We start from the raw sequence: 24,854 nt of genomic DNA on the forward strand, positions 1-24,854 counted from the left end.
CCCACGCCGTGTCAGTCAGCTCACCACGCCCCACACCCACAACCCGGACATTACCGGACACATGCCAAGAACATTCGCAGGACAGGGCCTAGGGCCCACCTACGAAGCGCGTCGCCAAACGACCGGGGCGTGGGCGAGAGGCCGGCCGTCGGGAGGGCCTGGTCCTCGGTCAGAGCGAGCCGCGAGGGACGACCCACTCCTGCTGGAACCCCTGGACCGAGGCGGCGATGTGGTCGCTGAAGTCGGAGTCGTAGTGCAGCACGGTGAGACGGTGTCGGTAGGCATATGCCGCGATCATCACGTCGACGGGACCAACCGACCGCAGCTTGCCGTGTGTCGCCAACGCTCGCTGGATGTCCTCGCAGGTGTCGTTGAGGTCGTCAGCGGGCTCGAGGTACACCCCGACGGCGTCGAGGAACCGCTGCTGCTTGTCGAAGTCCTCCTGGGACGTGGCCGAGTAAAGGAACTCCAGACGCTGGGGGGTGACCGTGTAGATCACGTCGGTCAGGCCGTCCACTGCGTGCCGAACCTCAGGAACCTTGATCCGACCCCACACCGAGTTGTCGACGATGTAGCCGGCCACGCCTCACACAGTCCGTTCGACAGGTCGGAACTGGGTGACCTCCGCGAGGTCGGAGACATCCAGGTCATCGAGCATCGACAGCGCCTTTCGCTGAGCGTGAACTCGCTCCTCGCGCATCTCCTCCTCGTCGACGGCGTTCTGGATCAGATCGATGACCATCTCTTGGTTGGACTTGTAGCCGAGGAGCTTCTTGGCCCGGGCCAACGCCTGCGGGTTCGCGCGCACCACCGTGGGCTTGGCCTCACCGGCCCGCAGGTCGACATGAACTCGCGTGACGGTCTTTGAGACAGTCCTGGCCGTCGCCGTTGCCCCGTCCGGGGCGTCGGCCTTGCGCTGCTTCGCCATGCTCATGATGGGCTCCCCTCGACATCCCCTCCAGGATATCAGATCGGAGCGGATCGATATCGCGGATGCTCGGCCACACCAGTCCCGGCCTGGGGCGGTCGACCCAGCGCCGGACGCTTGTGTCGTCGTGCCACTCGGGTGTCAGTCCTCGACGAGCTCCAGGTCCCCCGGGAGCCAGGTGCGGTCGAACCACGGCTCGAGCGGCCCGTAGAGGCGCAGCATGGGGAACCACGACCTGCCCGGGACGGTCCCGACCCAGTTGGACTCGCGTCCCGCCGGGGGCTCCGGGCCGAACCACAGCACGGTGCTGCCGTCCTCCTCCGTGGCCACGGTGCCGCTGAGGCTCAGGAGGCTCGGGTACGGGTCGTCGGTCTGGAGCAGCGACCGGGTCTGGGTGTCGTAGAGGTCCACCGACCAGAAGTTCTTCGCGGGCGGGTTCGGCGGCAGCACGAGCCGGTACGTGCGCGCCCCGTCGAGGATCCGGCCCTGCGCGTCGTGGGCCGTGTAGGCGTACGCCGACCCGGCCCCGACCTGGGCGTGCGCCATGGCGGGGGTGATGACGGTCGCGAAGAAGTGGAACTGCGTGCGCGCGTCCAGCAGGCGCGCGCCGTCGGCGAGGAACTCGTACGAGCCGCCGAGGAACGCCTGGAGCCAGCTCGACCCGGGCGCGATCCGCGCCTCCGGGTCGCGCGGCGAGTAGACGAGCGCACGGCTGACCGCCGCGCCCGCGCGCGCGGCGGTGTCGAGCGTCGCGCGCAGCTCCGGGCTCGGGGCGAACGGGCGGCCGGGCGCGATGCCCACGGCGCGCAGCAGGCCCGCGCGCTCCGGGTCGAGCGCGCTCGTCGGCTCCTCCGCGACGATCTCGGCGACCTCGTCGAAGAACGAGGCGTCGTTGGCGTGCACGGTGTTGACGCGCGTCCCCGCGATGTTGACGAACTCGGTCGGCGGCGGGTCCCCCGCGTCCGCGAGCGGGTAGATCCGCGTCTCCTTCATCGCCGGGACGCCGCCGAGCGCGCGCAGCACGACCCAGTTGGTGAACGTGGGCGTCCGGTAGACGAAGTAGCGGTCCGGCACCTCGTCGTCGTAGCCGGGCGGGAGGAACAGGTAGCGCCCGCCCTCGCCGCGGTCCGGGCCCGCGATGCCCATGTCGGCCACGTAGCGGAACCAGAAGTCGTCCACCACGCACAGCGAGTTCTTGGGGGGCTCGATGACGAGCGGGCCCGTCTCGCGCAGGTCGACGAAGAGCGACCCGTACGTCGTCGCCGTGTTCGGCGTGAGGAAGATGCCGCCCGAGTCGGCCCGCGGGTCGGTGTAGCCGACCTGGTTGGAGCGCAGGAGGCCGAGCTCGCGGAACCCGCGCCGCATCGCCACGAGCGACGCGCCGGGCATCGCGCTGAGGAACGCCTCCACGCCGCGCAGGAAGTCCAGGGACCCGTAGAGCCGCTCGACCGACTCCGGGGTCGGCACCCCGTCGACCAGCTCGAACCGCCCCAGCGGCGTGTCCACCGGCGACGGCGTGCTCACCGCGGCGACCGCCGCGGCCAGGGCGTCGGCCCCGGCGCTCGTCGCCGTGCTGGTCCCGGTGCTGGTCCCGGTGCTGGTCTCGGTGCTCGCGTCGGACATGGCTCAGGCCCCTTCGTCGATCGGTGCACGGCACGCGCGCTCGACGCCGAGCGGCTGCGCCGACCGTAGGTCGAGGGCCACCGCACCGCCACCGGGAGGAAGGCTTGACCCTGCCCCTGGGGCGGACCCGAGGCTCGCCGCATGGACGTCTCGCGCTACGCCACCCACAGCCCCTACTCCGACCCGCGTCACCACGGGCCGCTCCTCGCGGCCGTGGCACCCGACCCGGCGAGCCTGCACGCGGCCGTGACGAACGCCGTCGTGCACTACCGCGCCGGGGCGACCACCGCCACGCCGGACCAGCTCGACGACGTCGACCGGCGCTGGACGGCGTCGATCCTCGACGCGGTCGTGGAGCGCTCGCCCGGCCACCTCGACGCGCCCCGCTCCCCCGAGCGTCAGGTCGGCGGATGCTGCCGCGACCACTCCCTCCTCGCCGTCGCCGTCCTGCGCGAGCACGGCGTCCCGGCCCGGACACGCCTCGGGTTCGCGGGCTACCTCGGGTCGGACGGGTTCCACCACGACCACGTCGTCGTGGAGCGGCACGACGGCGCCCGGTGGGTGCGGTCCGACCCCGAGCTCGCGCCCGACGACGTCGCGTTCGACCCGTTCGACCTGCCGGCCGGCGAGGGGTCGCCCTTCGAGACCGCCGCGGAGGTCTGGACGGCGTACCGCGCCGGACGCCGCGACCTCGCCGACCACGGCGTCGGTCCCGACGTGCCGTGGCTGACGGGGCCCGGGCTCGTGCAGCGGTACGTGCTCGCCGACCTCGCGCACCGGCAGCGGCACGAGCTCCTGCTGTGGGACGTGTGGGGAGCGGCCGCCCTGCCCGGCGCCGCGCCGGACGCGCGTGCCGTGGCGCTCACCGACCGGGTCGCCGACCTCACGCTCCAGGCTGACGCGGGCGACCGGACCGCCGAGGCGGCGCTCACCGTCCTGTGGGCGACGGACGACCGCCTGCGGCCCGGGCGCTACGTGACGACGTGGTCGCCCACCGGCCGGCTCGGCTGGACCGACCTCACCGCGCGCCGGACCGGCTGGGCCGCCGTCCCGCGGGACGCTGCTCTCGTCGGGTGAGCCCGTCGGGTGCGCCCGTCCGGCCCGACGGGTGAGCCCCGCGGGCGGGTCTCGTCGGCCGGGCCGGGGTGCGGCTCAGCCGAGCAGCGCGACCGTCTCCCCGTCCCAGCGCAGGAGCCGGCCCTGCACGGGGACGAACGACGCCCGCTCCCCGTCCAGGTCCTGCTCCCAGACGACCGATCCCGAGGACAGCTCGAGCGCGACCATGCGAGGGTGCGTGCCCGTGGCCGGGTCGACCAGCACGAGGATCGCGCACCGACCGTCCGTGAAGGCCTGCGTCACCCTCGCCGACCAGCCCTCGTAGCCCCCGAGGTCGTCGAGGAACCGCGACCACGTCGGCTCGCCGGAGAGCGCGTCGAGCCCGAAGACCGTGCTCGCCGTCCCGACGACGGCCGTGCCCTCCGCGAGCACGTGGACGACCTCCGGGACGCGCGCGCCGTCGTACGTCCACAGGCGCGCACCCTCCTCGTCGTACGCGCGCAGGTCGATCCCGTCGCGCACGAGGAGCACGCCGGGCGCCGGGTCGTCGGTCGCCTGCGGGTCGAGCACCTCGCCCGGTGCGTCGAGGACGGGCACCCCCGCGGCGTCGAGCACCCGGTCGGGTCGCAGCGCCCCGGTCGTGCCCTGCCGGTCGGTGTCCACGAGGAACCGCCCGCCCGCGAGCGGCACGGCGCCGTCGGCCGGCAGGTCCGGGTCGTCCAGGCGCTCGCCGTCCGGGAGGAACGACGCCGCGACGCCGCAGCCGACGACGTCGACCAGCGACTCCGTCGCGACGAGCGTGAGCCGGTCCGGGTCGATCTCCTCGCCGCCCGTCTCCGGGTCCCACGTGGTGCACGACCACGGCACGTCCTGGAACGGGAGCTCGCTGCGCCAGCGCACGTCGCCCGTCAGGGCGTCCTCGACCGTCACGACCACGTCCCGCCCTGCGACGCCGTCGACCGACTCGCCCGCACCCGGGTCGACCGCGACGGGCGGCCCGCTCGGCTCCCCCGGCTCCCCGACGCGCTCGGCCCGGACCAGGCCGCCGTCGGGGCCCGGCACGAGCACCGCGCCGCCCACCGCGACGTCGCGCTCCCCCACGACCTGCCCCGCCGCGCCGAGCACCGTCACGTGCGCCGGGGGGACGTCCGCGCCCGGCTCGGGCTGTGACCGCGCCCCGGGCTCGTACCAGAACGGCCCCACGCCGGACCCCGCGACGCACACGACCTCGCGCGAGGTGGCACCCGACGGCTCCCACGGGCTCCACGACGACCCGCACACGGCCTCGTCCCCGCCGAGCGGGGCGCGCCAGGCCTCGGCACCGGTGTCCAGGTCCAGCGCGACCGCCTCGTCGCCCTCGACGGTGACGAGCAGGCCCGGCAGGAACCCGACGCCGCGGTCCGTCGCGGCCGGCGCCGTCCACCGCTCGGTCGGGGCGGCGTCGAGGGGCCGCACCGCCCCGCGCGCGACCTCGAGCCGCTCCTGCGCGTCACGGCTCGTCACCGTGTCGACGACGAGCATCCCGCCCACGAGCACCGCCACGACGCCGGTCACCACGGCGGCGGCGACCCAGCGCGCTCGCCTGCGGTCCCCGCGCGGCTCGCGCGGCTCGCGCGGCTCGCGCGGCTCGCGCGGCTCGCGCGGATCAGGGGGCGTCCCCTCGACGCCCACCCCGTCCGGGCCGTCGCCGGCGGGCACCGTCGCGTCGTACGCCCCGAGACCGGGAGGGGTTCCGCGCGGGAGCGCACCGAGCAGCACGGGGTGCGGCGCGTCGAGGAGGTCGGGGTCCACGTCCATCCCGGCCGACTCGACGAGCTCGAACGTGCGGCGGTCGTCACCGCCGTCTCGTCGTCGGAGCGGCACACGCTCAGAGTAGGACGGCCGTCAACCGAGCCGGGTGATCTCCGTCTCGCTCATCCGCAGGAGCCGCCCCTGGAGCGGCGCGACCCAGGAACCCCCGTCCTGACCGGTGGTCTGCGCCGTCCACGCGACGACGCCGTCGGCGAGGTCGAGCGCGAGCAGCGACGTCGTCCCCGCCTCCCAGTCGGAGACGGCGAGGATCGCACGGGACCCGTCCGTGTAGGCCACGTCGGCCGACCAGCCCGCCCCGACCTCCAGCCCCGCGCTCAGCTCCTCGCGGTCGAGCGACCAGCGTTCGCCGCCCGTCGTGAGGTCGAGGCCCGTCAGGGCGCCGTCCCCGTACCCCTGGGAGACGACGAGCGTCCCGCCCGCGGCGACCAGCACCGCGTCGGGGTTGCTCTGCTCGGACGTGCGCCACAGCTCGGTGCCCTCGGCGTCGAACGCGACGAGGTCCAGGCCGTCCCGCACGAAGGTCGGCACCGGGCGCCCGTCGGTCGCCGTCGGCGAGAGGACGCTGCCCGGCGGCTCCCAGTGCACCGACCCGTCCGCTCCGAGGACCGCCGGTGCCGACGTCGGCTCCGTCCGGACCGTCGGTATCCAGTCGTAGCCGGTCGGGTCACGGAAGTAGGTGCCGTCGACGAGCGCGACGACCCCGTCGACGGGGTTGTCGGGCTCGTCCAGACGTGTGCCGTCGGGCGTGAACCACGACGTGACGCCGCAGCCCTCGACGCGCACCAGGCGCGTCTCGACCGCCGTCCACAGGTTCTCCAGGTCGGCGCGGATCGTCTCCTCGCCGTCGGCCTCGCTCCACGTGATGCACTGTCCCGCCCCGGCGACGAAGGGGAGCTCCGCCTCCCAGCGCACGTCGCCCGTGAGCGCGTCCTCGACCTGGACGACGGCGGGACGGCCCTCCGGGATGCCGCTCAGCTCGCCCGTCGTCAGGTCCTGCTCGACCACGGCTCCGTCGCCCGTCGGCATCTCGCCCACGCGCTCGGCGCGGAGGACCGTCCCGTCCGGGCCCGGGGTCAGGAGCGCGCCGTCCGTGCTCGCGTCACGCTGACCCAGCACCTCGCCGTCGTCGTCGACCACCGTGATCGTCCAGGTCGCGGCGACGACGCGCCCGGTCATGGGGTCGAGCTCCAGCGAACCGTCGCGGACGATCCCTCCCGAGGACTCGGGGACGGGGGCGACGCACACGAGCGTGTCGTCCGGCTCCCCCGACGGCAGGGACCAGAAGGGCCCGCTCCCGCACGTCGCGTCCTTCCCGACGTCGACCCGCCAGCGCTCCTCGCCGCTGTCGAGCGAGACGGCGACCGCCTCCCCGTCCGCGACCGTCACGATGCTGCCGGGCAGCAGCGCGAGGCCACCGGTGAGCCCCACGTCGGTGGTCCACTGCTCCCGCGGGGCGTCCGGCAGCGGCTCGACCCCGCCCGGTGCGGCGCGCAGGCGGTCGAGACCGGCCCGGCCGTGCCACGCGTCGACCGCGAGCATCCCGCCGAGCACGAGCGCGACCCCGGCGGCGACGGCCCCGACGACGGCGGCGCGTCGCCCGGGTCGAGCCGCCCGCGGACCGTCGGGGCCGTCCCCCGCGGAGGGAGGCTCGTCCCCGTCGGGCGCGTCCTCGGCGTCCTGGTCCGGGGCGTCGGGTCCGGGAACGGCTGCGTCGAGGGCGACCGGCCGCACCGCGCCCGACCGCGCGGCACCCGACCAGACCGGGCCTGCGGCGACGGTGCGCGGCGCCGCAGCGGGCCCGGTCGCGGAGCCCCAGGCCGGCGTGTCGTCCTCGAGGTCCGCGTCCGCGTCCGCCGACTCGACCAGCTCGAAGGTCAGTCGGTCCCGGGCGTCACGGCGTCGGAGCGGCACGCCGTCCAGCCTAGGGGACCTCGCGGTAGCTCCCGCCCCGGACGCGCGCCGCGCCCGTGCCGCTCCGGTGACGCCCGACGACCGGCGCGTGACGCCGTCGTGAACTCTCGACGAACACTCGTGCTCGCCCCGGCCGCGACCGTCGCGGCGCCGCCACACTGCCCGTGTGCACGACGAACTCACCGAGCTGGCCCAGCACACCGCGATACGCCCGCCGGCGCGCGCGAGCGGCACCGTCGCCGACCTCGCGCGGCCGGTCCTGTCGGTCGGCTCCTCCATGCCCGTCGGGCAGCTCGAGGTCGTGTTCCGCAACCCCGACGTCGCGTGCGTCGTCGTGCACGACGACGAGGTCCCCCCGCCGGGCGCTCCGGGCCCGCGCACGGGGGTCGTGGTGCGCGCGAGCCTCGTCGCCGCGCTCACCGGCCGGCTCGGCTACGGCCGCGCCGTCCTGGAGCGCCGGCCCGTCGCGAGCGTCACGGACTGGGCCCCGCTCGTCGTCGCGCCGACGGCGGCCGTCACGGAGGTCGCGACGCTCGCCATGTCCCGGCCCGACGACCGCCGGTACGACGACGTCCTCGTCCGCGGCGGCCGCTGGGCGAGCGTCGGCGCGGCGGAGCTCGTGCGCTCGCTCGTCGGCACGCTCGCGGAGCGGTCCACGCACGACCCGCTCACGGGACTGCTCTCGCGCCGCAGCACGTGGCACTCGCTCACGCGGCGCTGCCGGCTGGTCGCGCACGGCGGCACGCGCGTCGTGCTGCTCCTGCTCGACGTCCAGGACATGGCCGGTGTCAACGCCGTCCACGGGCAGGACGCCGGGGACGCCCTCCTCACGGGGGTCGGTCGGAGCCTGCGGTCGTGGCTCCCCGGGGGTTGCGAGGCGGGCCGCGTCGACGGCGACCGGTTCGCGGTCCTCGCGACCCTGCCCGCGATGGGCGACGTCGAGGCCGCCGCGAGCGCCGAGGCCCTGCGCCAGGAGGTCCTCGCCCAGCTCGGCGCGCCCGAGGGCCGGATCCGGCCGACGTTCCGCACGTCGCTCACGTGGTCCGTCGCCGGAGCGGCGGACGCCGACGAGCTCGTGCGCGAGGGCGAGGCCCGCCTCGCGGCGGCCCCCACCCCGCCGAACACACCCACGCCGCCGAACACACCCACCCCGCCGAACACGACATGGGTGCCGTTATCCGTCGGATAACAGCACCCATGTCGTGCTCGACAGCGCGTGGAGGCGTGGTCGACCGGCCGGGCCGAGGGTCGGGCCAGGGGTCAGGCCACGCCGAGGTAGGCCTCCTTGATGCTCGAGTCGGCCAGCAGCTCCTTGCCGCCGCCGGTGCGCACCACCTCGCCCGTCTCCAGCACGTAGGCGCGGTCGGAGCGCGACAGCGCCTGCTGCGCGTTCTGCTCCACGAGCAGGACCGTCGTGCCCTGGGCGTTGATCTCCGACACGATGCGGAAGATCTGCTGGATGACCATGGGCGCGAGGCCCATCGACGGCTCGTCGAGCAGCAGGAGCCGCGGGCGAGCCATGAGCGCGCGCCCGATCGCCAGCATCTGCTGCTCGCCGCCGGACATCGTGCCGCCCACCTGCTCCTTGCGCTCGGCGAGGCGCGGGAAGAGGTCGAACACCCGGTCGAGGGTCTCGTCGTGCTCGGCCTTCGACGCGAACGTGCGCGCGTACGAGCCCATCTCGAGGTTCTCGATGACGGTCATGCCGGGGAAGATCCCGCGGCCCTCGGGTGCCTGCACGATGCCCTCGAGCACGCGCAGGTGGGCCTTCATCCTGGTGATGTCCTTGCCGTCGAAGAGAACCTTGCCGCGCGAGACCGGGCGGATGCCCGAGATCGCGCGCATCGTCGTCGTCTTCCCGGCGCCGTTCGCCCCGATGAGGGTGACGAGCTCACCCTCCTCGACGGTGATCGAGATGCCCCGCACCGCCTCGATCCGCCCGTAGGCGACCGTCATGTCCTGCAGCTCAAGCAGAGGCATCGTCGCCACCTCCTTCGGTCGTGGGGGCGGCGGGCCGGTCGTCGGCGGCGGTCGGCTCCCCGTCCATCTCCTCGTCGGGAACGCCCAGGTAGGCCGCGATGACCTTGGGGTCGCTCGTGACCTCGTCGGGCGTGCCGTCCGCGATGACGCGCCCGAACTCGAGCACGACGATCCGGTCCGTCACCCCGCGGACGAGACGCATGTCGTGCTCGATGAGCAGGACGGTGTAGCCGTCGTCGCGGATGTGGCGGATGAGGTCCATGAGGGACTCCTTCTCCGCCGGGTTGAAGCCCGCCGCGGGCTCGTCGAGGCACAGGAGCTTGGGCTCGGTGGCCAGGGCGCGCGCGATCTCCAGACGGCGCTGGTCGCCGTAGGAGAGGTTGCGCGCCTTCTCCGTCGCCCGCCCGCCGACGCCCACGAACTCGAGCAGCGCGAGCGCCCGGTCGATCGCGTCCCGCTCCTCGCGCCGGTGGCGCGGGGTGCGGAACAACGCGCCCGGGACCGAGGTGCGGTGCCGCGCGTCCGACCCGACGACGACGTTCTCGAGCGCCGTCATCTCGTTGAACAGGCGGATGTTCTGGAACGTGCGGGCGATGCCGCGCTGCGTGATCCGGTAGCGCTTGAGCTTGCCGACCGGGGAGCCGTCGAACACGACCTGCCCCTGCGTGGGCCGGTAGACGCCGGTCATCGCGTTGAACGCCGTCGTCTTGCCCGCGCCGTTCGGCCCGATGAGGCCCAGGATCTCGCCGCGCCGGATGTCGAACGTCACGTCGTTCAGCGCGACGAGGCCGCCGAACTGCACGGTGACGTTCTGCATCTGCAGCAGCGGCTCGCCGACCTTCGCGTGGACCGTGCGGTCCGGCGCGACCATCGCGTCGACGAGGTCGGGGTTCGCGAGCTCGGGCCGCACCTCGGCGACGTCGACGATCGCGGGCTCCTCCAGGACGGCGCCCGGCATGTAGAGGTCGGCGCGCGAGGAGTCGGCGCGGCCCGACGACGCGAGGTGCTCGTCGCCGTGCTCGCCGCCCGCACCGATACCGCCGGGGTCGTGGGTGCTCATCGGGTCTCCTCCCCGTCCGTCGTGCTCTCTCCCGTGCCGGTCCCGCCCGTCGTCGGACGCGAGCCGCCCGACGCCGTGGCGACGGCCGGGGAGCCCGGCCGCGCACCGTCGTCGGACCCCGACCGCGTGGCGGCCTGCGCCGTGCGGCGCGCCGCCACGTAGAGCTCGCGCCCGTAGGCGAGCAGCTTCTGCCGGACGGGGATCAGGCCCTGTGGACGGAAGATCATGAGCACGACCAGCGCGATCCCGAAGAACAGGTACCGGTAGCTCGCGATCTCGTTGCCGTTGATCGGGATGCCGAAGAGCTCGGTCCGGCCGAGGAAGAAGTTCGGCAGGTACACGATGATGAACGCGCCGAGGATCACCCCGAGCTTGTTGCCCTGCCCGCCGAGCACGACCGCGCAGAGGAAGAGCACGGAGTTGATGACGTTGAAGTTCGTCGGGATGACGAACTGCACCTGGCCCGCGTAGAGCGCGCCCGCGACGCCGCCGATCGACGCGCCGATGACGAACGCCCACAGCTTGAAGCGGAAGGTCGGGACGCCCATGATCTCCGCCGCGTCCTCGTCCTCGCGGATCGCGACCCAGGCGCGCCCGACGCGCGAGCGCTCCAGGTTCCCCACGAGGAGGAGCGAGATGACGATGAACACGAGGCTGAGCCAGTACCACCACACGCCCGAGTTGAGCGTGCCCGCGGCGTTGCCCGCGGAGAAGACGCCGTTGGGCAGCTCCTCCGAGGCCCCGACGCGCGGGTAGGCCACGCCGCGCAGGCCCTGGCCGCCGCCCGTGAGCTCGTCGAGGTTGTCCGCGAGGAGCCGGACGATCTCGCCGAACCCGAGCGTGACGATGGCGAGGTAGTCGCCGCGCAGGCGCAGCGTGGGCGAGCCGAGGATCAGGCCGGACAAGGACGTGATCGCGACCGCGACGGGGAGCGCCGCGAGCCAGGCCCAGTCGCTCGACAGCCACTCGTCCGTCTGGTTCCACGGGCTGTCCGGGCTCGTGAGGATCGCGACCGTGTACGCGCCGATGGCGTAGAAGCCGACGTACCCGAGGTCGAGCAGGCCGGCCTGGCCCACCACGACGTTGAGGCCGATGGCGATGAGCGCGATCATGCCGAACTGCGCCATCACGCCGCCGAAGTTGGTGCCCACCGTGGTGAGCACCGGGATGTTGAGCACCGGCACGAGCGCCATGAAGATCAGGAACGGCACGCCGATCAGCCACTGGGTGGGCCGCGCCTGGGCGTCCCACCACAGGCGGAACCGGTCGCCGACGCCGCCGTGCGGGCGGTCCTTCGTCGCGACCCGGCCCACGGGGGGCATGGACGTGGGACGGCCCTCGGGCGCCGGCTGCGGTGCGGGGGTCGAGGTGCTCATGCGCGGGCCCTCCCCAGCGACTCGCCGAGGATGCCCGTCGGACGGAACATGAGGACGACGATGAGGAGCACGAACGCGACGACGTCGCGCCACTCCGTCCCGAACACGACCTGGCCGTAGTTCTCCATGACGCCGAGCAGCAGGCCGCCGAGCAGCGCGCCGCGCAGGTTGCCGATCCCGCCGAGCACCGCGGCGCAGAACGCCTTGATGCCGAGGATGAAGCCGCCGGAGTAGATGATCCCGTTCGGCACGCGCAGCGTGTACAGGAGCGCCGCCGCACCGGCGAGGATGCCGCCGATGAGGAACGTCAGCATGATGACGCGCTCGCGCGAGACGCCCATGAGGGTCGCGGTCACCGGGTCCTGCGCGACGGCGCGGATGCCGCGGCCGAACTTGGTCCGGTTGATGAACATGTCCGTCGCGAGCGCGAGGACGAGCGCCGACAGGATGATGACGAGCGTGATGTTCGTGACCGGCGCGCCGCCGATGGTGAACTGCACCTCGGGCTGCACGAGCCGGATCGGCTGCTGCGCGTTGACGCCGCCCAGGGTGCCGCCCGTGAGCTTCGGCAGCACGAAGTGCACGAACTCCTGGATGATGAACGACATCCCGATCGCGGTGATGAGGAAGACGAGCGCCGGTGCGCCGCGCCGTCGCAGCGGCCTGTAGGCCACGCGTTCCAGCCCGACGGCGGCGCCGCCCGCGACGAGCATCCCGCCGAGCATCGCGATGCCGAGGTAGAGGACGGTGAGCGCGATGCCCTTGTCGTACGCGTTCCCGCTCGGGTAGAAGCCCAGGAGCATGAGGGTCGCGTACTGCCCGAACATGCCGAGCATGAAGACCTCGGAGTGGGCGAAGTTGATGAGCCGCAGCACGCCGTAGACGAGCGTGTAGCCGACGGCCACGAGCGCGTAGATCGCGCCGTACGTGAGGCCCTCGATGGTGAGGCCCCAGAAGTTCCGGGCGAGGCCCGCGATGTTGAAGTCGATGAGGGACTGGTGGACGAGGGGACCGGCGGTCGCGCTGTGCATCAGCGCGTCAGCAAGAGCGGGCATGACGCTCCCTGATTCTTTCTCTGGTGTACGAGGTCGTGGTCCACGACGGGCGCCCCGCCCGCCGACCCCCGCGCGGTGCGGGGGCGTCGGGGCAGGGCGCCCGTCGTCGTCGGACTACTGGACCTCGTAGATCCAGATGAGCGCCGAGGCGAGCTCGCCCGTGTCGTCCCACTCGTAGGTGCGGGCCAGGCCCTCACCCGAGTAGTTCGCCACGTAGTCGATCAGGCCCGCACGGTCGGTCACGCCCGAGGCGATGCCGGTGAGCATGACCGTCGCGAGGTCGTAGCCCTCGACCGAGTAGACGCCCGGTGCCTGGCCGGCCGACTCCTCGTACATGGCCGCGAAGTCCTCCGGGGCCGGGCCGCACGGGCAGGAGAGGATCGCGCCCTTCGACGCGGCACCCGCCTGGGAGACGAACTGCGGGTCGTTCGTGCCGTCCGCCGAGACGAACGGGATGTCGACGCCGCCGTCGCGCAGGCCCTGCACGAACGGCGCGGCCTCCGCGTAGTAGCCGGCGTAGAAGACCGCATCGGCGTCGGCGCCCGAGATGATCTGGACGGCGGCCGAGAAGTCCTTGTCGCCGGTCTTGACCTCGGCGGCGCAGTCCTCGTTCGCGGCGTCGCCCAGGCCCTCGGTGATCTGCTGGGCGAGGCCGATGCCGTAGTCCGAGTTGTCGGAGACGACGCAGACGCTGCCGAACTCCTTCGTGTTGACGAGGTACTTGGCGACCGACGGACCCTGGACGGCGTCGTTGGCGAGGCCGCGGAAGAAGTTGGTCCAGCCGTTCGTCGTGAGGTCGGGGTTCGTGGCCGACGCCGAGAGCGACAGCAGGCCCGCCTGGTTGAAGACGTCGCCGGTCGCGGCGGTCTCGCCCGAGAACGCCGGGCCGAGCAGACCGAGCACGGACGCGTCGCCGACGATCTGCGGCGCGACCTGGGTGGCCTTCTGCGGGTCGCCCTCGGTGTCGAACGGCTTGAGCGTGACCTGGCAGCCGGGGTTCGCCTCGTTGAACGCGTCCACCGCGACCTGCGCCCCGTACTGGATGTTCAGGCCGAGCGCGGCGTTCGGGCCGGTGAGGGCACCAGCCATCGCGATCGACGTGCCCTCGGCGCACTCGGCGCTGCCGTCGCCGGCCGGGTCGGCCGGGTTGCCGGCCTCGGTCGCCTCGACCTCGGCGCCGTCGATGTCGATCTGGACCGACGGGACGATGCTCAGGTCGGCCGAGCCACCGTCGTCGGTCTCGGTCGACGTCCCGGTCGTCTCGTCGTCTCCGCCGCCCTGGGACTGGGGACCGCAGGCGGTGAGGACGAGAGTGGCCGCGAGGAGCAGGGCAGCACCCCCGCTCGCCCGTCGTGCTGTGCGATGCATGCCAACCTCCGTGGTCCTGATCCCCGCGGAGGGCGGCCACGCCGCTTCTCTCCGCGGTCGATCGCTGAATTCAACACTGAATTGCGTGCTGAATAGTGACACAGGTCACCCGGGGGCGAAACCGGCCCGCGGACGTGTCGCCCGGAGCCCTCCGCGGCATCTCGGAGGGCTCCGGACCCACGAATCCGCGGGAGGTGGCGCCTCCGCGTTCCTGGGTGACGCGAACGTAGGCGGATCGGATTTCGTGGGACGCAGGGAGTTGTTACCGACTCGTAACGTAAGGGTCTCGTTTCGTTCCGTGGACGGTACGGATGTGCCGTTTTCGGCGTCGGCCTACGGTGGGGTGATGGCCCTCGCATCCCGCATCCTGCACACCCGATGGCTCGTCCGGTCCCCGATCACCCTCTTTCGGTCCGGCCTCGGCTTCCTCGCCGGAGGCAGGCTCCTGCTGCTCGCCCACCGCGGGCGCACGACGGGAGCCACGCGCTACGTCGTCCTCGAGGTCACGGACCGACCGGCACCCGGCACGTGGGTCGTCGTCGCGGGTCTGGGACCGCGCTCGCAGTGGTACCGCAACGTCGTGGCGGACCCGCGCGTGCTCGTCTGGGTGGGATGGCGGCGTCACGTACGGAGCACAGCACGCACGCTCGCGCCCGACGACGGCGCCCGCCTCCTGCGCGGGTACGCCACCCGGCACGAGCGCGACTGGGCGATGCTGGAACCGGTGCTCCGGGAATGGGCAGAGCCGCTCGCCGCCGAGCGCGAGGAGGCCGACTGGCGACGGGTCGTGCCCGTGGTGGAGCTGACCGCGCTCGGGGCGTGACCTGCGACGTCGGGCCCTCGTGAGCACGTCGCGACACTCGCCGGGCAAGCCATGGCCAAGAAGGGGCATACCCTGTACGGTTGACCCCGAGATTGCAGTGCCTCGCTTGTCCTCGCGTCGTTGTGACCGCCACCCGGCGGGCGCCCGGCGGACCTTGTTACCCAAGAGTTGACGACGAACACCGTGATGTACTCCCCTGCGCCCGCGGGGGGTGTTTCCACACTCTTGAAGGAGTAACAATGGCTACCGGAACCGTGAAGTGGTTCAACAGCGAGAAGGGCTACGGCTTCATCGCCCCCGAGGACGGCTCGGCCGACGTGTTCGCGCACTACTCCGCGATCCAGTCGCAGGGCTTCCGCACGCTGGAGGAGAACCAGCGCGTCGAGTTCGACGTGACGCAGGGCCCCAAGGGCCCGCAGGCGGAGAACATCCGCGCGATCTGATCCGATCTCCCCGGTGACGACCCTCGCGGGTCGCGCCGACCGATCGTTCACCGAGTGCCCCCGACCCTCCGGTCGGGGGCACTCGTGCGTCCGGGCCCGGTCGTCCGTCGGGTGAGGTGCCGAACCGGTGGCTGCGGGTCACGCGACGCTCGACATGACGCGTCACCCCGGGCTCGGCGGAGAGCGCGCCCTCGCGAACCCGGGGTCGCGGGGTACGGGAGGGCGCGGGTGGCGCCCAACCCCGGGTTCGGCGGCGCGGGCGGAACCGCGGGGCGAGGCTCCGCGTTGGTCCGGGAGTGAGCCGTACCGGCCACGAGCCACGCGCGAGCGCACGACGCCGCGCCACCGAACTCGGAGGACGACCCATGGGATTCCTGGACCGGCTCCTCGGCCGCGAGCCGCGCGACCCGTACGGCGCCCCGCAGGCGGGCCCCTACGGCTCGCCGGCGCAGCACCCGACCCAGCACCCCGGGCCCGCCTGACGCCCGCGCAGCGGCGACAGGTGCTCACGGAGCTCGGGGAGCAGGTGCCGGCGTCGGAGCGCGCGACGTCCGACGCGCCGCAGGACCTCGCCCGGATGGCGACGCGGGCCGAGATGCGCCAGCCCGGGACCCTCGAGCGCACGTTCGCCGGTCGCGGGCAGGGCGCACCCGGCTTCGGCGCCATGGTCGGCTCGAGCCTGCTCGGCACGATCGCGGGCGTCGTCATCGGCTCGGCGGTCGCGAACGCCCTCTTCGGGCCCGCGTTCGCCGACCCGACGCAGCCCGTCGCGGAGGACGCCGCGGCCGAGCAGGGCGCCGCGGACCCCGGCGCGGCCGAGGGCGGCGACGGCGGTGCCGTCGAGGCCTCGGGCGGGGACCCCGCGGGCGGCGGGTACGACGACGGCGGCGGAGACTTCGGCGGCGACTTCGGCGGCGACTTCGGCGGCGGCTTCGACGACTTCGGGGGCTTCGGCGAGTTCTGACCCGGCTCGACCGCCGGCTCCCGACCCCGTGACGGCGGGGCTCCGACCCCGTGACGCCGGGGCCGACATCCCTGGCCGCGGTCCGGATCCGTGCCGGCACCGCCGTCGGCCTGTGCCCGTCGTCGGGCCAGGTCGGCGGCGGGGCAGGTCGGCGGCGGGACAAGTCGGCGGCGGGTCAGCCCAGAGGCGCGGAGCCCGTCAGCCCGAGGAACGCGCCGAGCTCTTCCACGCCGCGCGTCGAGTGCGGCAGCGCGTCGGTGAGCCCGGGCGACCGCACGACGACCGCGCGCCACTGCGCCCGCGAGACCGCGACGTTGACGCGGTGCCGCGACAGCAGGAACCCGAGGCCGCGGGAGGCGTCGCGGCCCGAGGACGCGGCGAGCGTCACCACGACGACCGGCGCCTCCTTCCCCTGGAACCGGTCGACCGTGCCCACCTCGACGTCCGGGTAGCCCGCGGCCTCGAGCGCCGCGCGCACGGCCCACACCTGGGCGTTGTACGCCGCGACGACCAGCACGTCGCCCTGGCCGAGGGGACGTTCCTCCGTGGCCCCGTCGACCGTCGTCGTCCACGACCGTCCGAGGACGCGCTCCACCTGCCGGACGACCTCGGCCGCCTCCTCGGGCGAGCGCACCGAGTTCCCCTCGTGCTCCACGAGCACCTGCTCGACGCCGGGCGGGACGCCGTCGAGCACGCGGGCCGCGGTGCACGGGTGCGCGTGGAGACGGTCCTCGTACGCGAGGGTGGAGACGGCCTGCGCGAGGCGCGGGTGCAGGCGCCACGTCACGGGCAGGAAGTAGCCGCGGCGCGCGGGCAGCACGCCGTGACCGTCCGCGAGCCAGCCCAGCGCCGAGCGGTCGACGGGCTCCGGGTGGCGTCCCTGGCTCACCTGCGGGAGCTGCTGCGGGTCGCCGAGCAGGAGGAGCCGGTGCGCGGCGCGCGACACCGCGACGGTGGTCGCGAGCGAGAGCTGGCCCGCCTCGTCGACGACGAGCAGGTCGAGCGTGCCGGGCGGGAGCCGGTCCGCCGCGAAGTCCCAGGCGGTGCCGCCGACGACGCGCGGCCCCGGCTGCGTCGCGAACGCCGCGAGGTGGGTGCCGTCGAGCTCGTCGTACACGGCGCGCGGCGACGGGCCGTCCGCCGCGACCTTCTTCGCCACGACCTCGCGCGGGACGCCCGCCCCGAGCACGACCGCCCGCAGCATGTTCTCGACGACCGCGTGCGACTGCGCGACGACCCCGACGCGCCAGCCCTGGGCGACGAGCCGGGCGACCACGCGCGACCCCACGTACGTCTTGCCCGTCCCGGGCGGCCCCTGGACGGCGAGGTACGAGTCGTCGAGGCGTTCGACGGCGGTCGTGACCGCCGTGACCACGTCGCCGTCCACGACGGGCGGGAGCCCGGGAGCGGCCGGACCGTCGGCACCTGCCGGGACGCGCGCGCCGTCCGACCGCACGGCGGTCTCCGGCGCAAGCCGCGGGGGTCGCCGCAGGAGCACGTCGGTCGCGGCGTCGAGCGGCAGCGACCCCGTCGTCCGCCACGTGCCGAGCGCGGCCCGGGCAGCGGCCTCCGCGGCCGCCTCGAGCGGCTTGGCGCTCGGGCCGGGAGACGGGGTGAGGGCGACGGGGGTCGCGTCGAACGGCTCGGCACCGGTCGGGAGCTGCTCGCGCACGACCAGCACGTCCCGGTCGCCCGCGGGCGTCGCCCGACGCCCGGCGTCCACGACCGACGCCCCCGTGAGCCAGCCGCGCACGCCGTCGGCGGCGGTCTTGGCGCACGGGGGCAGGGGCGGGTCGTAGAGCACGTACGGCGCCACCCCGACGCGCAGGTCGCTCCCCTCGGGGAGACGACCCACGAGCTCCAGGCGGCGCGACCGCGTCCGGCGCCCCGGTTCGACCTCCCAGCCCGAGACGACCTCGGCCTGCTCGACGAGGAACGCGTTGCGCCTCCCCAGCCACTCGTCCACCGGGAGCGAGAGCCGCGAGTAGTGCTCGTGCCAGAACGGCTTCGCCTCGCGCCGGAAGTACCCCGCCGCCGCGCCGTACAGCGCGAGCGCCCGCTCGTCGTCGCCGCGCCGGGCCCGGTCCTCCCCCACGACCTCCCGGATCTCCTCCTCCAGCACCACCGCGGACGGCCGCTCCCGCAGCTCGACGTCCGCCGGATCTTCACCCCGCCTGTCGGGCGCGGTCTCGCCCCTGGGAGAGGTGACGGACATGGCGGTGTCGGGGGAGGTGCGCGCCGTCGTGGTCGGGTCTGGCGGGAGCGCCGCGAGGGACGAGCGGCGCGGATGGTAGACGGCGCGCACCTCCCCCGACACCGCACCCGAGGCGACCACCTCGGAGGCGAGAACCGCATGACGCAACCACTCCCCCAGCCGCAGCGTCGACACGCAGTCGTACCGGTTGTAGTCCGCGATCCCGCGGAGCAGCTCTTCGGCCTCGTCGTCGCGCCCCGCCTCGCGCAGGGCGGTGTACTCCGCGTACGCGACGACGGACGCGGCGGCGGTGGTCACGTCGCCGGTGCGCAGCTCGTCGCCCATGTAGAGCGGCTCGAGCTTCTTGATCGACCGGGACTTGTCGGAGACGTGCAGCGCCTGGCGCACGACGGCGTACAGGTCGACGAGCACGCCGTCGCGCAGGAGGTCGTCGACCTCCTCCTCGTACACGCCGTGCCGCGCGGCGATGGCGAGCAGGTGCGCGCGCTCGTAGTCGGCGTAGTGGTAGACGTGCAGGTCCGGGTACGTGCGGCGGCGCGCGTTGACGTGGTCGACGAACGCGACGAGGGCGTCGCGCTCCGCCGCGAGGTCGTGCGCCCAGAGCGCGTGGAAGGGAGGGCGGTCCTCGGGCGCGGCGGGGCGCTCGACCCAGCCGAACAGGTAGTCGAGGCCCCAGCTCGTGCCGCCCTCGTCCGTCCACAGCGGGTCGCCCTCGAAGTCGAAGAAGACGTCGCCGGGGCTCGGCGCGGGCAGCGCGAGCACGGGCGTCGGGTCGTCGATGCGCCACGAGAGCTCGTGCGGCCCCGACGCGTCGGCCCACACGACCGTGCCGTCGGACGGGCCCGTGCCGAGCTGGAGCGCGGCCTGACGCCGCACCTTCGCGAACGTGGACCGGCTCATGCCGTCGGGGACCGGCGTCTCGTCGGTCGCGGCCGCGAGCTCGTCGATCGTGCGGATCCCCGCCGCGTGCAGCCGTGCGCGCTGCGACTCGTACACCCCGCCCACGAGCAGCACGTCGCGGTGGGACTCGATCTGCGCCCGGCATTCGGCGCAGCGCCCGCACGCCCGGACGGCAGGGTCGTCCCAGGGGGCGCGACCGTCGCGCGCGACGTGCTCGGCCGTGAGCCGCACGAGCCGGTCGCGGCGGTCCCGGAACACGGGCAGGAGGTCCGCGAGGCAGTGGGACGTGCGCTCGCGCGTGCCGAGCACGAGCGAGACGTCGGGATCGACGGGCACGCCCGCGGCCTGGAGCTGGTCGCCGTACGCGGCAAGCTGCAGGAGCGCGGGGACCTTGGCGCGCCGCGCGAGCTTGGTGTCGACGACGGCGTAGCGGGCCGCCCCCGCGTCGTCGGTGCCGGTCCGGACGAGGAAGTCCGCGCGCCCGTGGAAGGAGCCGTCGAAGAAGGCCGCCTGGTGCACGACGTCGGCCCCGGCCTCGAGCGCGGCGAGCGTGCGCGCCTGCGCGGCCACGAGCTCGTCCCAGGAGATCCCGCGGGGCGGCTCGAGGCGCACGACGCCGCGTCCCGTCGTCGGGTCGAACGCGCCGTGCGCGGCCTCGTAGCGCGCGAGGACCTCGCGCTCGTGCCGCGCGCCGAGCGCGGCGGTGCGCGCGAGCACGGCGTCCTCCGCCGCGTCGGGACGCGGGGCCCGGCCGAGCTGCTCGTCGAGCCGGCACAGGAGCCGGTACTCGCACTCGGCGGCGACGACGAGGTCGCTCGCCGAGTGCACGAGGGCGCGCTCGCGCGCGGGCGCGCCGCCGGTGGCGGTCCGGCCAGGGTCGGCCGCTGCGGTCCGCAGCGCCGGCTCGTCGACGAGGAACACGCACACCTCCGGGTCAGGGGACGACCGCCGCCGAGACGGGAGCAGGGCCGCCTCGCCGGTCTGCGTCCGTTCTACCAGCGACCACCCACGACGCCGGGCCGCGGGCGCGGCCGTGCCTCGGGCGCACGCCCGGGGGACAGCGGTTCCGGCGCCGTCCTCCCGGCCGGCGCGATTCGTGCCGGAGGCCACGACTCCCCTACTGTTCCCGTCGAACCCGGAGCCCCGTCGAGACCCCGCGTCCCCGTCGACCGTGACCCGGGCGCTACCGAAGGAGGACCCATGGCCGTGCGGTTCGTACCGCCCCCGGGGTGGCCCGTCCCCGAGGGCTTCACCCCCACGACCGACTGGCACCCGGACCCGTCCTGGCCGGCCCCGCCCCCGGGGTGGGTGTTCTGGGAGGACGCGGCGGCCTCCGCGTCCCCGGTGTCCCAGGTACCCTCGGCCCCCGTGCCCCTCCCGGACGCGCCGGTGCTCCGGACGACCGAGCCGCTGCCCTCCGAGCACCTCGCTCCCGCGGGGGCGACGCCGACCCGCCGGTCGCTGCGGGAGCGCTCGTCCGGCGCGACCCCGGCGGTGGGTGTGACCGGGGTCGCGCACCCCGCGGGTCCTGCGGCCGACGCGACGCACGTGGCGACGCTCGCCCCGGTCGCGACGGGCGCCGTCGACGACCACCCGGTCGCCAGCTCCACGATGATCCTCCCCGCGCTCGGCGCGCTGCTGGACGACCCTGCCGCGCGCCCGACGGTCACGGCACCGGCGGTCTCGGCCGGGGCCGCACGCTCCGGCGTCGTCCCCGTCGGTCCGACGCCCACTGGCCCGGCCGCGGCACCGCCGCGCGCGACGGCGAGCCCGGTGCGCGCCACCGGGGGCGTCGGTCCGCTCGCGCTTCCCGGCGCCGACGACGACGAGGACGCCGCCCCCGACCGCGGCCGTCGGTGGCTCGTCCCGACCGCCGTCGGCCTCGCGGGCGTCGCCCTCGGCCTGCTCGTGGGCATCGGCCTGACGCTCTCTGCGCAGGGCGAGGCGCAGCGCGAGAAGGCCGAGGCGCAGCGGGTCCAGAGCGAGGTCGCGGCCGAGCGCGAGCAGCTCGAGTCGGAGCGCGCCGACCTGGAGTCGCAGCGCGCCGAGCTCGACGCGGCGACGACGCAGCTCACCGAGCGCGAGGCGGCGATCACGAAGGCCGAGGAGGACGCCGCCAAGCGGTCGCAGGAGCTCGACGACCGGCAGAAGCAGCAGGACGAGCGCGACGAGCAGCAGGACCAGCCCGGCAACGGCAACGGGAACGGGAACGGGAACGGGAACAACGGCAACAACGGCAACACCGACGACGGCGGCTGGGACTGGGGCGACTGGGGCTGGTGAGGCTGCAGCGGTCCCCCGCGAGCCCGGGGCTCACTTCTCCGGGTCGGGGTGCTCGGCGAGGCGTGCGTAGCGACTGAGGATGCGCGGCCAGCCGGTGAAGCGCGACCGCACGCGCTCGCTGCCGGGCGCCCAGCCGCCGTGCTCGAACCGCACGGCGGTCCCGGTCGCGCTCGGCCGCAGGTCGAGCCGGACGAGCGACGCCCGGCCGGGCGGCTGACCCGGGGTGAACGTGTGCGCGAGGTGCGTCGCCCGCTCCCAGAGCGTGACGCGCCCCCACACGTGCTCGTCGACGCCGTGGGACGCGACCACGCGGCCGCCGACGACGGGCTCGACGACGAGCCCGGAGAACGACGCGGCGTCGTCGGTGAACCCGGGCGGCCACCACTCCGCGATCCGGTCGGCGTACGTGTCGAAGGCGACCTCGAGGGGGCACGCGAGGCGGAGCTCGTGGACGATCGGGGCGAGGCTCATGCGGTCCTCCCGGGGACGACCCGGACGCGGCGGCGGACCCGCGTCAGGAGCATTGAACTGCGCCGCCCCACGTCCCGCCACCGGTGGCCCACGGTCGCCGGTCCTCCGCGAACGTCTCCACGAACGTCTCACGGACACGTCACGGCTTCCGGTCGCGGAACGCACGTCGTTCACGGAAGGTGGGAGGCGTGCTGACGCGATCCCTCTCCCACTCCCTCGCCCCCGCCCCGGACAGCGAGACCCCGATCTACGACGCGCTCGTGGTCGAGCACGAGAACATGCTGCCGCTCGTGCACCTGGGCCGGGCGCTCAGCGGGGAGATGGTCACGGTCGCACGCCCCACCGGTCTCTCTCCGCGCCTCCTCGCGGCGCACGACACCCCTGCGCTCCCGCGCCGCCGTCGCGCAGGCTGAGCGGAAGCGCCAGATCGACCCCCGCGTCACCAGGTCGACCCACCGAGGGTCGATCTCGGACGCTCGGGCCGATCTCGCGGCCACCCGTCGACACCCGTCCGGCGGCGTCGCCTACAGCACGTGCGCGAGGAACGACCGCGTGCGCTCGTGCTGCGGGTCGCCGAGCACCTGCTCGGGCGTGCCCTGCTCGACGATGACGCCCTCGTCCATGAAGACGACGGTGTCCGCGACCTCGCGCGCGAACCCGATCTCGTGCGTCACGACCATCATCGTCATGCCGGACCGCGCAAGGTCGCGCATGACGGCGAGCACCTCGCCGACGAGCTCGGGGTCGAGCGCCGACGTCGGCTCGTCGAACAGCATGAGCGAGGGCTCCATCGCGAGCGCCCGCGCGATCGCCACACGCTGCTGCTGCCCGCCGGAGAGCTGCGCCGGGTAGTGGTCGGTGCGGTCGGCGAGGCCGACGCGCCCCAGGAGCTCGGTGGCCCGCGCGCGCGCCGCCGCCTTCCCGAGCCCGTGCACCTGCACCGGCGCCTCCGCGACGTTCTCGAGCGCGGTCATGTGCGGGAACAGGTTGAAGCGCTGGAACACCATGCCGATGCACGAGCGCTGGCGCGCGACGACCTTGGGGTGCAGGCGGTGCAGGCGTGTGCGCCCGTCCTTGGTCACCTCGCGGTAGCCCATGAGCTCGCCGTCGACGCGGACGCGCCCGCCCGTGATCTCCTCGAGCTCGTTGACGCAGCGCAGGAGCGTCGACTTGCCCGACCCGGACGGCCCCAGGACGACGCACACCGACCCGCGCGGGACCTCGAGGTCCACGCCCCGGAGCACGTGCAGGTCGCCGAACATCTTGTGCAGGCCCTCGACCTGCACCATCGGCGTGCTCGTGCCGGCCTGCGCCCGGTCCTCCGTGCGGCCGGCCGCCGAGGATGCCGCGTCGTGCGTCCCGCTCACGGGGTCACCTCCAGGAAGGGGTCGTCCTTGGTCGTGCCGGACGCCGCGATGAGGTCCTGCTTGCTGGGCTTCCGGCGTCCGCCGCCCGCGCCTCCCGGCCCGCGCCCGCGGCGTCGGGTCGTCTGCGTGCCGAACCCGCGGCCGTAGTACCGCTCGATGTAGTGCTGGCCGACCATGAGGACGCTCGTGATGAGCAGGTACCAGATCGCCGCGACCATGAGCAGCGGGATCGGCAGGAAGAGCCGGTTGCCGATGGCGTTGGTCGAGTACTGCAGGTCGAGCGTGAACGGCACGGCGAGGACGAGCGACGTCGTCTTGAGCAGGGAGATCGTCTCGTTGCCCGTCGGGGGCACGATGACGCGCATCGCCTGCGGCAGCACGATGCGCCGGAGGATCTTGCCGTCCTTCATGCCGAGCGCCTTGGCGGCCTCGGTCTGGCCCGGGTCGACGGACCCGAGGCCCGCGCGCACGATCTCGGCGAGGTACGCGGCCTCGTTGAGCGAGAGCCCGATGAGCGCGCACACGAACGCCGTGAACAGGTCCGCCGTGCGGAACTCGAAGAACTCGGGACCGAACGGGATGCCGAGGCTCAGGCGCGGGTAGAGCACCGAGACCAGGCCCCAGAACACGAGCTGGGTGTAGATCGGGGTGCCGCGGAAGAACCAGATGTAGCCCCAGCTCACCGACTTCATGACGGGGTTGTCCGACCGTCGCATGATCGCGAGCAGCACGGCGAGCACGATCGCGATCGCCATCGAGCAGAACGTCAGCACGAGCGTCCAGCCCACGCCGCGCACGACCGTCACGTCGCGGAAGTAGAGCCAGACGACGTCCCAGCGGAACTTCTCGTTCGTCAGCAGGGCGTTCGCGGCCATCGCGGCGAGGACCAGCAGCACGACGGCGGAGATCCACCGGCCGGGCCGCGGGACGGGTCGGGCGTGGATGCGGTCGGGGACCGGGTCGTCGCCCGGTGCGCCGGCGGCGTCGCCGCCGGGTGTCCTACCGGTCATGGTGCACCTCGGGGGGTCGGGGCTCGGGGCACGAGCCGGGCCGCACGGACGACGTCGTCCGCGCAGGCGTCCAGTGTGCCGGTCGCGGGGGGCCCCCGGGGGGCCCCCCCCCCCCGGCGGGGGGGGGGGGGGGGGGGGGGGGGGGGGGGGGGCCCCGGCCCGGGTGTTATTCCCGGGGGGGTGCGCCGCCGCGGCGCCGCCCCCCCCCC

At 74.2% G+C, this 24,854-nt stretch carries 21 protein-coding genes; 7 read left to right on the forward strand and 14 right to left on the reverse strand.

The window, feature by feature from the left end; translation table 11 throughout:
- Positions 1-169: 169 nt before the first annotated feature.
- The 3 genes from ACZ402_RS19725 to ACZ402_RS19735 all read right to left on the reverse strand — a co-directional run bounded on the left by ACZ402_RS19725 (position 170) and on the right by ACZ402_RS19735 (position 2,551).
- Positions 170-583 (reverse strand): PIN domain-containing protein, encoded by a 414-nt coding sequence (locus ACZ402_RS19725; RefSeq protein WP_375823484.1) that lies wholly within the window; start codon positions 581-583, stop codon positions 170-172.
- 3 nt (positions 584-586) lie between these two features.
- Positions 587-934 carry a hypothetical protein gene (locus ACZ402_RS19730; RefSeq protein ID WP_375823483.1) on the reverse strand — a complete coding sequence of 116 codons (348 nt, stop codon included), beginning with the start codon at positions 932-934 and terminating at the stop codon, positions 587-589.
- A gap of 135 nt (positions 935-1,069) precedes the next feature.
- Entirely contained in the window at positions 1,070-2,551 is a 1,482-nt protein-coding gene (locus tag ACZ402_RS19735; RefSeq protein WP_375823482.1) for a DUF1254 domain-containing protein, read from the reverse strand.
- 141 nt (positions 2,552-2,692) lie between these two features.
- Between ACZ402_RS19735 and ACZ402_RS19740 the strand changes: the two genes are divergently transcribed.
- Positions 2,693-3,628: a transglutaminase-like domain-containing protein gene (locus ACZ402_RS19740; RefSeq protein WP_375823481.1), complete on the forward strand. Its 936-nt coding sequence runs from the start codon at positions 2,693-2,695 to the stop codon at positions 3,626-3,628.
- Positions 3,629-3,703: 75 nt separating this feature from the next.
- On the opposite strand, the gene ACZ402_RS19745 is transcribed toward ACZ402_RS19740, so the two are convergent.
- Together ACZ402_RS19745 and ACZ402_RS19750 are read right to left on the reverse strand one after the other, a co-directional pair.
- Complete coding sequence (locus ACZ402_RS19745; protein WP_375823480.1) at positions 3,704-5,470, reverse strand: hypothetical protein; 1,767 nt, start codon at positions 5,468-5,470, stop codon at positions 3,704-3,706.
- A gap of 21 nt (positions 5,471-5,491) precedes the next feature.
- A complete protein-coding gene (locus ACZ402_RS19750) occupies positions 5,492-7,330 on the reverse strand; it encodes an outer membrane protein assembly factor BamB family protein (protein WP_375823479.1) in 1,839 nt (612 codons plus the stop codon).
- A gap of 166 nt (positions 7,331-7,496) precedes the next feature.
- Here ACZ402_RS19750 and ACZ402_RS19755 point away from each other — a divergent pair, with 166 nt between their 5' ends.
- Positions 7,497-8,519 carry a GGDEF domain-containing protein gene (locus tag ACZ402_RS19755; RefSeq protein WP_375823478.1) on the forward strand — a complete coding sequence of 341 codons (1,023 nt, stop codon included), beginning with the start codon at positions 7,497-7,499 and terminating at the stop codon, positions 8,517-8,519.
- Between the two features lie 71 nt (positions 8,520-8,590).
- Here the strand turns inward: ACZ402_RS19755 and ACZ402_RS19760 are convergent, their stop codons facing one another.
- From ACZ402_RS19760 to ACZ402_RS19780, 5 genes are all read right to left on the reverse strand, one after another.
- Positions 8,591-9,310 (reverse strand): ABC transporter ATP-binding protein, encoded by a 720-nt coding sequence (locus ACZ402_RS19760; protein ID WP_375823477.1) that lies wholly within the window; start codon positions 9,308-9,310, stop codon positions 8,591-8,593.
- The gene (locus ACZ402_RS19765) at positions 9,297-10,370 is read right to left on the reverse strand and encodes an ABC transporter ATP-binding protein (RefSeq protein ID WP_375823476.1); all 1,074 of its coding nucleotides are present in this window, start codon (positions 10,368-10,370) and stop codon (positions 9,297-9,299) included. The genes ACZ402_RS19760 and ACZ402_RS19765 overlap by 14 nt, the downstream gene beginning before the upstream one ends.
- Positions 10,367-11,746 (reverse strand): branched-chain amino acid ABC transporter permease, encoded by a 1,380-nt coding sequence (locus ACZ402_RS19770; protein WP_375823475.1) that lies wholly within the window; start codon positions 11,744-11,746, stop codon positions 10,367-10,369. Before ACZ402_RS19770 ends, ACZ402_RS19765 begins: the two co-directional genes overlap by 4 nt.
- Entirely contained in the window at positions 11,743-12,801 is a 1,059-nt protein-coding gene (locus ACZ402_RS19775; RefSeq protein ID WP_375823474.1) for a branched-chain amino acid ABC transporter permease, read from the reverse strand. Before ACZ402_RS19775 ends, ACZ402_RS19770 begins: the two co-directional genes overlap by 4 nt.
- 114 nt (positions 12,802-12,915) lie before the next feature.
- Positions 12,916-14,169 carry a branched-chain amino acid ABC transporter substrate-binding protein gene (locus ACZ402_RS19780; protein WP_375823473.1) on the reverse strand — a complete coding sequence of 418 codons (1,254 nt, stop codon included), beginning with the start codon at positions 14,167-14,169 and terminating at the stop codon, positions 12,916-12,918.
- Between the two features lie 346 nt (positions 14,170-14,515).
- On the opposite strand from ACZ402_RS19780, the gene ACZ402_RS19785 reads away from it, so the two are divergent.
- The 3 genes from ACZ402_RS19785 (at position 14,516) to ACZ402_RS19795 (ending at position 16,399) form a co-directional block, all read left to right on the forward strand.
- Complete coding sequence (locus ACZ402_RS19785) at positions 14,516-14,992, forward strand: nitroreductase family deazaflavin-dependent oxidoreductase (RefSeq protein WP_375823472.1); 477 nt, start codon at positions 14,516-14,518, stop codon at positions 14,990-14,992.
- 239 nt (positions 14,993-15,231) lie between these two features.
- The gene (gene cspE, locus ACZ402_RS19790) at positions 15,232-15,435 is read left to right on the forward strand and encodes a transcription antiterminator/RNA stability regulator CspE (RefSeq protein ID WP_047231069.1); all 204 of its coding nucleotides are present in this window, start codon (positions 15,232-15,234) and stop codon (positions 15,433-15,435) included.
- A 502-nt stretch (positions 15,436-15,937) separates the two neighbouring features.
- A complete protein-coding gene (locus ACZ402_RS19795) occupies positions 15,938-16,399 on the forward strand; it encodes a hypothetical protein (RefSeq protein ID WP_375823471.1) in 462 nt (153 codons plus the stop codon).
- Between the two features lie 175 nt (positions 16,400-16,574).
- Here the strand turns inward: ACZ402_RS19795 and ACZ402_RS19800 are convergent, their stop codons facing one another.
- Positions 16,575-20,435: a TM0106 family RecB-like putative nuclease gene (locus ACZ402_RS19800; protein ID WP_375823470.1), complete on the reverse strand. Its 3,861-nt coding sequence runs from the start codon at positions 20,433-20,435 to the stop codon at positions 16,575-16,577.
- Positions 20,436-20,714: 279 nt separating this feature from the next.
- Here ACZ402_RS19800 and ACZ402_RS19805 point away from each other — a divergent pair, with 279 nt between their 5' ends.
- Positions 20,715-21,797: a hypothetical protein gene (locus ACZ402_RS19805; protein ID WP_375823469.1), complete on the forward strand. Its 1,083-nt coding sequence runs from the start codon at positions 20,715-20,717 to the stop codon at positions 21,795-21,797.
- 30 nt (positions 21,798-21,827) lie between these two features.
- On the opposite strand, the gene ACZ402_RS19810 is transcribed toward ACZ402_RS19805, so the two are convergent.
- Positions 21,828-22,268, reverse strand: coding sequence for an SRPBCC domain-containing protein (locus ACZ402_RS19810; RefSeq protein ID WP_375823468.1), 441 nt, complete (start codon positions 22,266-22,268; stop codon positions 21,828-21,830).
- A gap of 188 nt (positions 22,269-22,456) precedes the next feature.
- Here ACZ402_RS19810 and ACZ402_RS19815 point away from each other — a divergent pair, with 188 nt between their 5' ends.
- Positions 22,457-22,681 carry a hypothetical protein gene (locus ACZ402_RS19815; protein ID WP_375823467.1) on the forward strand — a complete coding sequence of 75 codons (225 nt, stop codon included), beginning with the start codon at positions 22,457-22,459 and terminating at the stop codon, positions 22,679-22,681.
- 111 nt (positions 22,682-22,792) lie between these two features.
- Here ACZ402_RS19815 and ACZ402_RS19820 read toward each other — a convergent pair whose 3' ends face one another.
- Positions 22,793-23,557: an amino acid ABC transporter ATP-binding protein gene (locus tag ACZ402_RS19820; RefSeq protein WP_375823495.1), complete on the reverse strand. Its 765-nt coding sequence runs from the start codon at positions 23,555-23,557 to the stop codon at positions 22,793-22,795.
- Positions 23,558-23,631: 74 nt separating this feature from the next.
- Entirely contained in the window at positions 23,632-24,645 is a 1,014-nt protein-coding gene (locus tag ACZ402_RS19825; RefSeq protein WP_375823466.1) for an amino acid ABC transporter permease, read from the reverse strand.
- Positions 24,646-24,854: the final 209 nt, after the last annotated feature.

This window comes from Cellulosimicrobium sp. NPDC030954, assembly GCF_055571305.1.